This is a genomic window from Streptomyces sp. NPDC012769, assembly GCF_042901205.1.
In the GTDB taxonomy this organism is placed as follows: Bacteria; Actinomycetota; Actinomycetes; order Streptomycetales; family Streptomycetaceae; genus Streptomyces.
Genome location: NZ_JBIBCP010000011.1, coordinates 68,842 through 81,136 on the forward strand (window position 1 = coordinate 68,842; position 12,295 = coordinate 81,136).

A 12,295-nucleotide genomic window follows, 5' to 3' on the forward strand; every position below is an offset into this window, starting at 1 on the left:
TGCCGCGCAGGACGTAGGAGAGGTGACGCCGGGCTTCGGCAAGCAGGTGGTGGCGCGCGAAGGCGCCGCGTGTATACGTCCTCTGGCGCCGCATCGGCGGACACGACATCCTCGCCGGCCCCTGACCTCATCGGGGGCGGTGGGCACGGCCGGTCACCGGTGGCGGGCTCGGCGCCCTCCCCGAAGTCCGGGACGTCGGGGCGGCGACGTCCGGCCGGAGCCGGGCGAAGCGCACCGGGTGCCTCCACGCCCCGCGCTCCAGCGCCGTGTCCACCGTGATCTCGGCAACCAGCTCCGGTTCGACCAGCACGACGTCGAGCGGCGCCTGCGACCTCCAGGAGGTCGTGAACCGCACGCCCACCGAGGGATGTCCGGGCTCTGCTGATGTCAGCCGGCCGGCCAGGGCGCGCGCAACGTCCCGCAGCAACGGCGTACCGCGGCCGACCGGCCGCAGCGCCCCGGTCTCATCGAGGCGGCCCAGCACGAGCGTCTGCGGCCGGCGCACGGTCACGGTGATGGCGGCGACCACCGCCCCGGTGGTGTCCCGGCGGCGCACCTCGTAGAGCGCACGGGCTCCCGGCACGTACCGCTGGCCGCTCCCCCGGATCACCAGTCCTTCGACGCCGGGCACCTGTGTCCAGGACGTCAGCCTTTCCTTGGCCGTCGCCACGTCGGTCGTCTGCGGACAGAGCGTCCACGGGGCACCCAGGCCGCGATCGGCGAACAGATGCTCCAACTGGGCGCGCCGCTCGCCGTACGGGACATGCAGCAGCTCCTGGCCATCGAGCTGGAGGACCCGTCATGCCGACCTGGCAGCGGATGGAGACCACCAGCCGGGGTCCCGCACGACGCGGGGCCCGGGCCGTCAGCGTGCCTCGTTCGGGGATGGGCGATCCGGTCAGGCAGCGGCCTGGAGCGCGGTCAGGTAAGCGCCGGATTGGCCGGCCGCGTTGGGATGGAAGGACTGGCCGATGGGCCAGTTGAGGGCGTGGAGCCAGGGGCTGCTGTCGCACAGTTGGTGGCCCGTGAAGCGGGCGGCGACGTCTGCGTAGACGAAGCCGCTGTGCTGGGCGACCTCGTCGCGGATCACGCCGTTGAGGATGTCGGCTCCGTTGTTGAGCGCGGTGCGCTTGGTGGCGCTGATGCCGGGGCAGTCGGGAACGGCGAGGTGGTAGAACCTCGGGTAGCCGAGGACCACGACGCGGGCCTGTGGGGCGCGGGTGCGGATGGCGTCGTAGAGGGTGTCGAGCCTGCCGGGGAGCTCGGCGTGCGCGGTGGTCTCGGCGGTGGCGATGGCCTCGAGGCAGGCGGCGTCGCTGCCGAACAGGCAGGTGGTCATGACCGTGCCGAGACCGATGTCGTTGCCGCCGATGGTCATGCTGACCAGGGTGGTGGTGCCGTTCAGGGGGGTCAGCTGTTTGTCGAGGACGTCGGTGCTCTTCGCAGCGCCACACGCCTGGAAGGCGAAGGTGTCGGGGGCGGTGAGCTGCGCGTAGAGGTGCGGGTGGGAGTTGACACTCTGGTTGCAGTCGTTGAGGTAGGTGCTGGAGGAGCCGCCGCCGGCGGAGTACGAGTCGCCGAGAGCCACGTAGTGGACCCCCGCGGTCGGGGCGGCATGTGCGGAGTCGGTGGTGGTGCCGAGGGCCGTGGTCACCAGTGCAGCGAGGACGGCGGCGAGGGCACGGACGCGGATTCTGGGCATGCCGAAGGTACGGCTCTTGCGCATGGTGGTCTCCTGGCGGTGCGTGCGGGACGGGTTCCTCAGGCGTTGCGAGCGCAGCGGAATCCGGCGTGGCCGCTGGTGCTGTCGGGGGTGTTCGCGGTGCGGGCGGCGACGCGGTAGCGGTTGCAGTAGGAGCGGTGGCACAGGTGGGAGCCGCCCCGGATGACCTTCGCGGTACCGGTGGCGGGGCCGGTCGGATCGACCAGGGGGTGCCGGGCGGGATGATCGGTGGTCCACCAGTCGGCGCACCACTCCCACACGTTGCCCGAGGTGTTGTACAGGCCGTATCCGTTCGGTTCGAAGGCGTCGGCCGGCGCGGTGCCGCGGAAGCCGTCGGCGGCGGTGTTCTTCGTGGGGAAGGTGCCCCGCCAGATGTTGCAGCGGTGGGTGCTGTCGGGGTCGAGCTCGTCGCCCCAGGGGTAGCGCTTCTGTTCCAGGCCCCCGCGGGCGGCGTACTCCCACTCGGCCTCGGTGGGGAGGCGCTTGCCGGCCCAGGACGCGTAGGCCGCGGCGTCGTTCCACGACACGTGGACGACGGGGTGGTCTCCGCGACCGTCCAGGGTGCTGCCGGGCCCTTCGGGCCGGTTCCAGGCGGCCCCGGACACCCCGCACCACCACGGCGTGCGCTCAGGGCGGGGGGCGGCGCGGCGTAGGGCCGCGGGCAGGAATCCGGCGAACACGTACGACCAGCCGAAGCGTTCGGCTTCGGTGACGTAGCCGGTGTCGGCGACGTACTGGGCGAAGGCGTCGTTGGTGACGGCGCAGGTGTCGATCAGGAACGGCTTCAGCCGCACTGTCCTGACGGGTCCCTCGCCGTCGCCGGGAAAGCCCTCCGCGTCGTCGGTCCCCATGAGGAACTCCCCGCCGGGCAGCCGCACCATCCCGGCGGCCGACGCGTGGTGGCCGGGCGGTGGTGACGAGAGCAGCCGAAGCGGTGCGGCGGGCCGATGGGGAGAACGGCCGGGCGTGCAGCAGGCGGCGGGCGTGCTGGGGGCGTGTCGCGCCGCCTCGTCGCCCTGTTCCGGCGCGCGGGGCTCCGGTGTCATGAGAGGGCCTGCTCGCGTCGCTTGTCGAGTTCGGTCTGCATGCGGGCGGCGTCACGGGCGTAGGTGCGGTGCAGCAGGGTCAGGAACGCTCCGTTGACGAGCATCAGGATGACCAGGATCCACAGGAAGACGGGGCGCAGGCCGATCGCGTCGCCGAGGAAGCCGGCGCCGAGGCCGAACAGGGCCCAGGCGATGGCCTCGAAGACGGAGATGTAGAGGGTGAAGGCGGCGGGCCGCAGCTCGGGCGGGACGATCGCCATGATCATCGGGCGGTTGATGCCGGGGTTGACGCCTTGCGCGATGCCCATGAGGCCGAAGAACAGCGCGTACAGGCCGATGCCTCCGTAGACGAACTGGGTGCCGAAGAAGGCGAGGACGGCGAAGAGGATCTGGGCCGTCTGCAGGACGGCGGGCAGGCCGTGGCGGGGGCTGATCCGGGCGGCCCAGTCGGCGGTGAGGCCGCCGAGAAGTGTCCCGGCGAAGTAGCCGAGGCCGATGGGCATCAGCACGACCGACGCGACCTGGGTGGTGAAGCCGTACGCCTCGACGAGGAAGACAACGGCGAAGGAGAACACCAGCAGGTGGCCCGAGAGCAGCCGGGAGACCAGCAGGACCACAAAGGTGGGGATCTTCACCAGCGAGACGACCTGGTGGCGGGTGACGAAGGCGCTGACGGCGGCCTCGCGAGCGGCGGGGTCGAGGTCGGCGAGCTGGGTCTCGGCGGCCCCGCTGCCCGGGTCGCGCAGGAACCGCCACATCGCCAGGCCGAAGAGGATGCTGAACGCGCCGATCGCCCAGAGCCCCCACCGCCAGCCGTCCTCGACCCCTGCCAGCTGTCCCTTGAGTGCGGCGAACACGGAGGACGCCAGTGCGGTCGCCCCGAACAGCATGCCCACCGCGCGGCCTCGCGACGAGCTGTCGAAGAGGTCGCCGACGAGCGTGGTGATGATCGGGTGGGCGCCGGCGTAGCCGGCGGCAAGGAGGGTGGAGAAGAGGAGGAGCTGGGTGAAGTTCTGGGCGAAGCCGGCGGCCACGCCCCACACACCCCACAGGCCCGCGCACACGACGAGTACGGTCTTGCGCGACCAGCGGTGGGCTGCCCACACCCACAGGGGTGTGGTGATCACGCCGACGAGTTTACCCGCGGCGGTCAGGACCCCAAGGGCGCCGAGGGAGAGTCCGAGGGCTTGGCGGATGACGGGGAACAGGCCGCCGATCATGCCGGCCTCGGTGTTGTCGACGAGCATCGCGCCGCCGAGCAGCGACAGCTGTCGCCACCGGCCAGGGACGCGCGTGGAGGGGGCCCGGGTCGGTCCGGTTCTGCCGGGTTCGTGGATAAGCTCGGGCATGACGCCTCGCTCTCTGTTCGTGTGTGGTCTCTTCGCGGGAGATGCACGGGGAAATCGGGGTTGTCTCGGCCGGTGACGGGGCGGCCACCCCGTCACCGGCCGTTCCGCTCACGCCGTCAGAGCGCGGCGAGTTCCTGGGCGACCGCCGTCAGGGCGTCGCGGGGCATGGAACCGGCGGCCACCGCGGCGACGTCGATCAGCGGCATCGGTCCGAGCAGCTGCAGGAGTTCGGAGTCGAAGAGAGCGGGCAGGTGTCGGCGCAGGACGACGGCGGTGACCGGGTCGGCCATCAGCGTCCGCATCGGCGTCCGCAGCGACACCCGTCCGACCGGGAACTCCTCCGGGCGCGGCAGCGGCTCCGCTGCCCGCTCGGCCTGCTCCCGCTGCGCGCGCACGAGCAGGTGCTTGTCGGTGACCGGCCCGTCGGCCGGCAGCCCGAGCCGCCCGTACTGGCTCGGCGGCGCCGCGTTCGCTCGCATCGCCTCCACCAGCAGGCTCGCCATCCTCAGCTCGAGCTCGTCGTCGACCAGCGGCGTCAGCTGTTCGGGATCGGTTGCCAGATCGAACAGAAGCGTTCCGTGCAGGTACGGGTTGAGCAGAGCCCGCCCGCGGGTCCGCAGCACGGGGGCGCCCTTGGTGAAGGGGAACGGCTCGGCGAGCTCAGCGCCGGCGAGCTCGGCCGGGCTGAACATCCCCCGCATGTGGGTGGGCATGAGCGTGTGCTCGTACAGGGGCGTGTTGTCGGACGAGACGGGCGCCCGCATGTACACGTACCGGCCGTCGGTGACGTTGACGTGTCCGCCGTGCGCCCCGAACAGCCCCGCCTCACGTACGGGTGTGTCCTCGGCGACGGGCAGCGGGGAGCCCTGCATGTCGGCCGGGCGCTCCACGCCGAAGAAGTCCAGCAGCGTCGGCGCCAGGTCGATCGTCTGCACGAGCGCCTCGCGCCGCCCGCCGGCGGCCTCCGGGTAGCGGGGGTCCCACACGAACAGCGGCAGGTGGACGAGCTCGTTGTACCAGGGTTGCACCCACTTCGCCCACCAGCCCTTCTCACCCAGCAGGAAGCCGTGGTCGGTGTTGACGATCAGGAGCGTGTCGTCCCACAGCTCCAGCTCGTCCATCATGTCCAGGACCCGGCCCAGCGACCGGTCGCACATCGACAACAGCGCCGCGTACTCGTACCGGGCGTGCGCGACCTGGTCCTCGGTCTCGGTCACCCGCTTGTAGTCGGGCCAGTCGAAGTGCGGCCCGTCGTACTCGTGCGGGTAGAGGTCCTTGTACCTCTGGTGGGAGAAGAACGGCTCGTGCGGGTCGAAGGTCTCGATCTGCACGAACCACCGGTCCGCGTCCTTGTTCGTACGGACGAACTCGAGTCCGGCGTCGAAGGTCAGCGTCTGGGGATGCCGGTCCTCCGTCGGTATGTACGAGCGGTTGATCCAGTCCTGCCGGTAGGCGGGCGTACGCATTCGCTTGAGCCCCTCCGGCATCTCCGGGTCCGCGACGTGGCCCTTCCAGGGGTCGCCCTCCTGCCCGCGGAAGAACTCCCACGTGCTGTAGCGGCCGTGGTACGTCGCTCCGCCGTCCTCCCAGTAGTGGAGGTGGTCGCTGGCCAGATGGGTGTAGACCCCGTTCTGCTTCAGCAGTTCGGGCATGGAGTCGTCGAACGGCTCCAGCGGTCCCCAGCTGCGGTGCAGGAAGTTGTACCGGCCGGTGTGCAGCTCACGGCGGGCCGGCATGCACGGCAGCGAGCCCGCGTAGGCGTTGTCGAAGGTGACGGCTCGCTGGGCGAGGCGGGCGAAGTTCGGCGCGTGCGTCCAGTCGGATCCGTACGGCGGCAGCATGCGCCGGTTGAGGCTGTCGAACATGACCATGATGGCCTTCATGCGGAGTGTCCCTCTCTGTCGCGTTCCGGCGGGCGGTCCTGGCCGAGGCGGCGCCGCATGCCCTCCAGCCAGGCCACCCAGGTGTCGACCGCGGCCGCGCCGTACGCGTGCAGCTCGTCGAAGACCTCCTGGGCCAGCTCCTGGTCCATCTCGGGCAGCGGGTCCTCGAAACGCAGCGTGCGGTCGCGATCTCGGTTGCGGGCGATCTGGGCGCGCCGGTAGTCGAGTTCGGTGTCGACCAGCCGGAGCGCGGCCTGCCGGTCGAGCGGCGCGGTGAAGGCGAACCGGGCCAGGAAGTCAGGATCCTGGAACCGGCTGGTCGGCTCGTAGGGCGAGTGCACCCACTCCCACAGCACGTCCCGGCCGATCGGGGTGAGCCGGTAGACCTTCGCGTCGGGACGCCCCTCGCGCGGATCCACCTCGAACGTCACCCAGCCGTCGGTCGTCATCCGCCCCAGCAGCCGGTAGATCTGGCTGTGATGGGCCCGCGACCGCAGGAACTGGCCCTCGGTCTCCACCCAACGGCCCAGGTCGAAGCCGCTCCGGGGACGCCCGGCGAGCAACGCGAGCAGCACGTAATCGAACTTCACCCCACCACACCCCTATGTGCATTCTCATCTATGTGAAGAGTGTTGTAGGGCCTGCGGAGGGGCGGGGTCAATGGATCCGACAGGCACTTATCAAGGCCGTATTACGCCGTTCATGGACGACACGGGACACCTGTGGGACCTGCGGCTGCGCAAGCGTTCTCTTCCCGTGGTGTACGCCCCGCAAGGCCAGGGAACGGTGCAGGACCGGATCAGGCAGTTCCTGATGAGTGACCATGAACCGGAGGTGGACGAACTTGCCGAAGTGGGCACACTGATCCGCGACAGGGGTGCCGATCAGTGGCTCCTTCGCACGGCCTCGGAGTTTGTCGAGGAGGCGAGAGCTGCCTCGATCGGGGCTGCCTCGACTCGCGGGGTGCGTGCGAGCTGGAAACTTTGGCACGTTACGTCGTCAACGGGGCGGTGCCTGGCTTTCCCCGCTCGGACGGACGCGGGCTTGAGTGAACTGGTCGAGTGTGTCGACACCCATGACCGTGAGCTGGGGGTGGTGGACCGGGCCGAGGCGACCCGCGCCACCGCCGCTGGCAGTACCCGGTCCCCGTCCGGCGGCGGCCGGCTCCAGGGCGGCGAGCGAAAACGACGGCTCCCTGGCCCAGTGCGAGCCGCTGGGGCAGTTCACGGCCGAACACCAGCTGGCCCTGGTCTCCATCGGCCCGCTCCCCACCCACCTAGGAGCTGCGCAATCTCCTCCTCCATGACTGTGCTGTAGGTGGCCATCCGGTCGGTTGCGAAGCCCGGCTGCATGAGCCGGCGAGTGCGCCTGTGCTCGCTGTGCGGGCACAGAGGCAGACCGTGGCCGAACAGCCGCCGGGCTCGAGTGAAGAACAGGCCGCCTTTGTCGTACGTGCGGTCATCGGTCAGGACCTGCCAGAGCAACTCGGGATGCCAGGGCACGAAGGCCCGCAGCGGTCCCAGCCGAATCTCCACCAGGTCGCCATGAGTCCCCAGGGACGCGGCGAAATCGAGCGGGCTGAGCAACAACTGCCCCAGGTGGCCGATGACAGGAACCGCACCGGGCGCCCGGCCCGAACGCATGGCGGTGTGAGCGTGCACCAAAGCCCTTCCTTGCATCGTGACACTCGGCAACACGCGGCCCCGCCGCTGCCGGATCAGCCGCGTATCAGTCTTGCTGAGCAGGTCCTGCTGCGCCCGGGTCGCCGACCGCAGCAGCTGCAGAGGCTCGACCTCGCACCAGCCACTCCAGGGCCCGGAGAACCAGCCCTGGCATCCCCACACTCATCTCTGCCGCAACGCCCGGGTCAACGAACGCGGGGCGTCCGAGTCACATACTCAGTGACCGCCGTCGAGGACTGCGCACGAGCGACAGGCGCGCCGGGAGGATCCTGGCCGCGTGGCTCTCCGGGGAGGTTCGTCGTGGCACCTCGCACGCGCCCGCGCGTCAGCATCACCGTCCCCAGTGGCGCCGGCGCTGTTCTGGAGGAAGCCCAAGGGGTGCTGGGGAGCATGAAGGCGTTCTTCAGGGCGAGCGTTCGGACCGGTGGAGCTTCACCCCGGTACTCCGGGGCCGGAGTCCACCACCACGGTCTCGGTCACCCTGCCCGGCGACGTCCGCGACGCGGTCGCAGAGCGGCTCTGGGAGTTGACCGATCTGCACTGTGGGACCGCAGTCTTCGACGACGGCCTCCAGCAGCGCTAGCAGGCTGGGAGAGGGGTGGCGCCGACCCCGCACGGCTCGGTCCCGTACGCGTCGCCCGCGGCCTCCGGGTGCGCCTCGGCGAGGTGGGCACGTGCGGCCTCATGCAGCGGTTCCAGCGGGCCGTCGAGAGCGGCGGCCGGACCGACGCGCAGGCAGGCGTGGCAGCAGGCGATGAGACAGGCCGCGTCGTTCAGGGCGACCAGGAACGGCGTCGACGCCACGCTGCTGCAGGGAGTCATGCCGGGTCCCACGACCCTGCTCCTCCGGGTACGTCACAGGCCCTCGCGGTGGGCCCGGGTTGGGCCGTTGCTGCCGAGGAGGATCAAGCCGGGCCATCCGCAGGTGGCGCGCCGGCCTGCTGAGTGCGTCGGGCGGGGCGGTCGAAACGCCGCGGCTGCCGCCGGGTAACGTACATTTCTTCGGGCGCCGTCGGGGCCTGGAGTCCAAAAGGTGAATGCCCATGACTCTTGGCGAACTGCCTGTCGTGTGGAGCTTGCCCCCTGAGGATGCCCGAGCTGGATGGCGGGCCTTGTGGTGGAGCGTCGGACCGAGCAACGAACTCGCGGTGATGCTGATCCAGGAACGGGACCTGCGCCGTTCCCCGCACATCAAGGGGTGGGTCGGATGGAGCGTGGCGGCTGAGTGTGACGGTGTACTGGTCGTGGTCTCGGGCGGAGTGGAACACCGCACCTCCGTAACCGGCATCACCGCGAGGACCAGCCACCTGGCCCTGCTCTCGTGGTCACGCTTCCTGCTGGCGTCAGGCCGTATACGCCGGGACCGGAACGGGATCTGGGAGAGGAACGCGGTTGTGTACTCCCCCGGGGGATATCCGGTAAGTCACTTCTGTATCGGCGACGACATCGACTTCCTCGTCAGCGACCGCGAGGGCGGGATCTGGGCCTCGTACGGTGACGAGGGCATCTACGGAGACCACCCGCAGACCAGTGCCGGCCTGGCCCGCTGGGACACCGACGGTACCCACACCTGGGGCCCTCGGGGACGGCTCCCCGTATGGCCCCTCGGCGGAAGCGCCGGCGCCACCGAGGACGCCATGGTCTGGCTCGCCTGGTACAGCCACGAGGGTCCTTTCCTGTCCCGAGTCGATCCCGCCACCGGCGACATCACCAGCTACCGCAACCCCGTGAGAGACACCGACGGCATCGCCGTCCGCGGCACCCGGATGCTCCTCACCCACCGCTTCCACAACCGTCCCGGCGTCGAGCTGAACCGCGCGGAGCTCGTCGACGATGCCTGGGTGACCACCAGCCAGGAGAAGCTGCGACTGCCCGGGCCGGTCGTCATGCGCTGCGCCCAGGGCCGCGACGGGGTCCTCTGGCTCCGCGCCGGCGACACCTGGACACAGGTCGAAGCCTGAGCCACCAAGGCTCGACCGCCCCCCTCCCCCCGCTCCCCCGTCCGAGAAGCCGGCTTCGTTTCCAGCCGTTCCTGACTGCACGACAGAAGGCATGGCGGGGACGGGACTGCCTCGTGCTCCCGCCAGGCCCTCCTGGCCTGCCCGACCGGCTGGCCGCCGACATCGCTCGCTACACCACGGTCTCCGTTCGACACGGTCGTCCCCGCCCACCCCGAGGTCGACTGGGAGCAGCTGCGCACCGTGGAGAAGGGCCGACGCTCTCCCCTCGCGGCGCTGAGCCCGGAGCCGACCCCCGTTCCCGGTGCGCCTCGGCGGTCTCGCGCCGCACGCGGGCTACGCGCCGCAGAGGGACCGGTCGTACAGCGTCTTCAGGGCCGTGTCGATGGGGTGGGGCTGCGGGGTTGTCTCCGCGCTGCGGGGGTTCCAGCGCTGGAGGTTGACCGCCATCGACATCTGGCGGCCACCGTCCGCCCGGGTCAGGGAGATCGTGCCGGCTCCCCACACAGTGCCGTCGTGGCCCCAGAAGGTGCCGCAGTCGGGGATGACGACCTTGTGCAGCCCGAGGCCGTACTCGATCATCGTCCCGTCGAGTGCGCGGACCGGGACCGTGCGCTGCATCTGGGCCAGGGACGACCGGCTGACGATCCTGCCGTCGAGCAGCAGCGCGTAGAAGCGGTTGAGGTCGTCCATCGTGGAGATGAGGGCGGCCCCCGTGCCCGTCCACGACATGTTGTAGACGCTGTAGTCGCGTGGCGGTTCGAGCAGGCCCCACAGGGACTCGTACATGCGCGCGTGCGGCCCGTCGATCGACGGTCCGTCCGGGAACCGGGTGTGCCGCAGCCCCGCGCGGTCGATGACGTGTCGGGTGATGTAGCGCTCGGCGGTGGTACCGGTGACCCGTTCCAGGAGTTGGCCGAGCAGCAGCCAGTTGGTGTTGGAGTAGACGCCTGTGGGGCCGCCGGGCTCGCCCGCGGGCGGCGCCGCGAGTCCCAGCGCGATCAGCTCGGCCGGCCGGAACTCGCGGAAGCGGTTGTCGTCCAGGCTGGTGGGTGAGTTCTGCTGGAGGGAGGGGAACGCGTACGGGATGTAGTCGGGGATGCCGCTCGTGTTGTTGAGGAGCATCCGGACGGTGATCCTCCTGCCCCGCTCCCCCGGCATGAGGTCGGGCAGGTAGTTGCCGACGGGCGCGTCGAGCCGGATCCGGCCCCGCTCGACCTGCTGCATGATGGCCGCGGCGGTGAAGGTCTTGGTGATGCTGCCGACGCGTTGGCGCATGTCGGGGCTCACGGGCCGTCCGGTGGCGAGGTCGGCGACCCCGGAGGCCCCGCGCCAGGTCCGGCCGGCGTCCCGCACCTCGCCGAAGACTCCGGGGACGCCCGCCCGGTGGACGGCGTCCAGGGCGGTGCGCAGCCGTGCGGGCTCGACGCGGTTCGGCGTCGCCGCCGCCCCGGACGCCGCCCCGGACGCCGTCCCGGCCGTCGCCGGTTGCGGGGCGGGGGCGGCCGCGACCGTGCCCACGCAGGCGGTGAGCGCGGCCACGCCGGCGATCAGGGAGAGGCGGATCTTCGATCGGAGTTTCACGGCGTACGCCTTCCTTCGGTGGGGTGTGACGGGAGGGTGCGGGTGGCGCGACGGCACGCGAGAGGGTGCGTGCTCGGAGCTCGTCGGGCCGGCCTCATCCGGCAAGGGCCCGGCGCAGGACGGCGCCGAGTTCGGCGTTCTGCCGCTGCGAGACCTCGGCGGAGAGGATCGCCTGCGAACCGTGGAAGGTGCCGGGCCACTGGTGGATCTCGACCGACACCCCTGCCTGGAGCAGGCGCAGCGCGTACGCGATGCCCTCGTCGCGGTTCGGGTCGAACTCGGCGGTGGCAAGGTAGGCCGGAGGCAGGCCGGTCAGGTCCTCGGCGCGGGCCGGGGCGCTGTACGCCGTCGCCGGGCCGCCGCCCAGGTAGTACCGCCATGAGGCGGTGAGCTTCTCCCGGTAGAACCACGGCGTGTCCGTGAAGTTCACCGCCGACCACGAGTCCTGCCGATCGTCGAGACCCGGCTGGTTGAGCAGCTGGAAACGGATCGGCGGCCCCTGCCGGTCGCGGGCCCGCAGGGCCACCGCGGCGGCGAGGTTGGCGCCCGCGCTGTGGCCGCCGATCGCGATGCGGTCGGGCTCGACGCCCAGTTCGGCCGCGTGCGCGACGGCCCACTCCAGCACGGCGTACGCGTCGTGCAGGGCGGCCGGGTAGGGGTGTTCGGGGGCGAGCCGGTAGCCCACCGAGATCACCACAGCGCCGGAGGAGGCCGCGATGCGGGCGGCCCACGGGTGCTCGGTGTCCAGGTCGCCCATGAGGAATCCGCCGCCGTGCAGCCAGACGACGGCGCCTTGGGCCTGGTGCGGGCGGTAGACCCGTACCGGCACAGGCGGATCGGCGGGAACCGTGTGGTCCTCGATCTCCATGTCCGTGGTGTCGGGGACCGGTACGGCGGCGGCCAGTTGGCCGAAGTTCTTCCGCGCGGTGACCGGGTCGGTGAGGTCGGTACGGGGGAAGAACGGTACGAAGGCTTCGAGTTCGGGGTCCATGACGATCATCCTCGGGCAACCGCCCGCCGCGGGTCGTTCGCCGTCCGTCGGGCATCCGAGGCCGATCGCGCGCCGATCG

At 71.0% G+C, this 12,295-nt stretch carries 12 protein-coding genes; 2 read left to right on the forward strand and 10 right to left on the reverse strand.

Features of this window, described 5'->3' with window-relative positions; all coding sequences use genetic code 11:
* Positions 1–127 precede the first annotated feature (127 nt).
* The 7 genes from ACFY7C_RS36300 to ACFY7C_RS36330 all read right to left on the reverse strand — a co-directional run bounded on the left by ACFY7C_RS36300 (position 128) and on the right by ACFY7C_RS36330 (position 7,662).
* Positions 128–736 carry a hypothetical protein gene (locus ACFY7C_RS36300; protein ID WP_389659777.1) on the reverse strand — a complete coding sequence of 203 codons (609 nt, stop codon included), beginning with the start codon at positions 734–736 and terminating at the stop codon, positions 128–130.
* A gap of 162 nt (positions 737–898) precedes the next feature.
* A complete protein-coding gene (locus tag ACFY7C_RS36305; protein WP_389659780.1) occupies positions 899–1,726 on the reverse strand; it encodes an SGNH/GDSL hydrolase family protein in 828 nt (275 codons plus the stop codon).
* Between the two features lie 35 nt (positions 1,727–1,761).
* On the reverse strand, positions 1,762–2,769 hold the full coding sequence (locus ACFY7C_RS36310; protein ID WP_389659783.1) for a formylglycine-generating enzyme family protein: 1,008 nt from the start codon (positions 2,767–2,769) through the stop codon (positions 1,762–1,764).
* Positions 2,766–4,118: an MFS transporter gene (locus ACFY7C_RS36315; RefSeq protein ID WP_389659786.1), complete on the reverse strand. Its 1,353-nt coding sequence runs from the start codon at positions 4,116–4,118 to the stop codon at positions 2,766–2,768. The genes ACFY7C_RS36310 and ACFY7C_RS36315 overlap by 4 nt, the downstream gene beginning before the upstream one ends.
* Before the next feature lie 116 nt (positions 4,119–4,234).
* A complete protein-coding gene (locus ACFY7C_RS36320; RefSeq protein WP_389659789.1) occupies positions 4,235–6,001 on the reverse strand; it encodes a sulfatase in 1,767 nt (588 codons plus the stop codon).
* Positions 5,998–6,591, reverse strand: coding sequence for a PadR family transcriptional regulator (locus tag ACFY7C_RS36325; protein WP_389659792.1), 594 nt, complete (start codon positions 6,589–6,591; stop codon positions 5,998–6,000). The genes ACFY7C_RS36320 and ACFY7C_RS36325 overlap by 4 nt, the downstream gene beginning before the upstream one ends.
* Before the next feature lie 633 nt (positions 6,592–7,224).
* Positions 7,225–7,662, reverse strand: a complete 438-nt coding sequence (locus ACFY7C_RS36330) for a hypothetical protein (RefSeq protein ID WP_389659795.1) — start codon at positions 7,660–7,662, stop codon at positions 7,225–7,227.
* Between the two features lie 445 nt (positions 7,663–8,107).
* On the opposite strand from ACFY7C_RS36330, the gene ACFY7C_RS36335 reads away from it, so the two are divergent.
* Positions 8,108–8,266, forward strand: coding sequence for a hypothetical protein (locus tag ACFY7C_RS36335; protein ID WP_389659798.1), 159 nt, complete (start codon positions 8,108–8,110; stop codon positions 8,264–8,266).
* Here the strand turns inward: ACFY7C_RS36335 and ACFY7C_RS36340 are convergent.
* On the reverse strand, positions 8,263–8,505 hold the full coding sequence (locus ACFY7C_RS36340) for a hypothetical protein (RefSeq protein ID WP_389659801.1): 243 nt from the start codon (positions 8,503–8,505) through the stop codon (positions 8,263–8,265). The two genes, ACFY7C_RS36335 and ACFY7C_RS36340, sit on opposite strands and share 4 nt — an antisense overlap.
* A gap of 572 nt (positions 8,506–9,077) precedes the next feature.
* Here ACFY7C_RS36340 and ACFY7C_RS36345 point away from each other — a divergent pair.
* Positions 9,078–9,644: a hypothetical protein gene (locus ACFY7C_RS36345; protein ID WP_389659803.1), complete on the forward strand. Its 567-nt coding sequence runs from the start codon at positions 9,078–9,080 to the stop codon at positions 9,642–9,644.
* A 333-nt stretch (positions 9,645–9,977) separates the two neighbouring features.
* Here ACFY7C_RS36345 and ACFY7C_RS36350 read toward each other — a convergent pair whose 3' ends face one another.
* Together ACFY7C_RS36350 and ACFY7C_RS36355 are read right to left on the reverse strand one after the other, a co-directional pair.
* On the reverse strand, positions 9,978–11,225 hold the full coding sequence (locus ACFY7C_RS36350) for a serine hydrolase domain-containing protein (RefSeq protein ID WP_389659806.1): 1,248 nt from the start codon (positions 11,223–11,225) through the stop codon (positions 9,978–9,980).
* Positions 11,226–11,319: 94 nt separating this feature from the next.
* Positions 11,320–12,216: an alpha/beta hydrolase gene (locus ACFY7C_RS36355; RefSeq protein WP_389659809.1), complete on the reverse strand. Its 897-nt coding sequence runs from the start codon at positions 12,214–12,216 to the stop codon at positions 11,320–11,322.
* Positions 12,217–12,295: the final 79 nt, after the last annotated feature.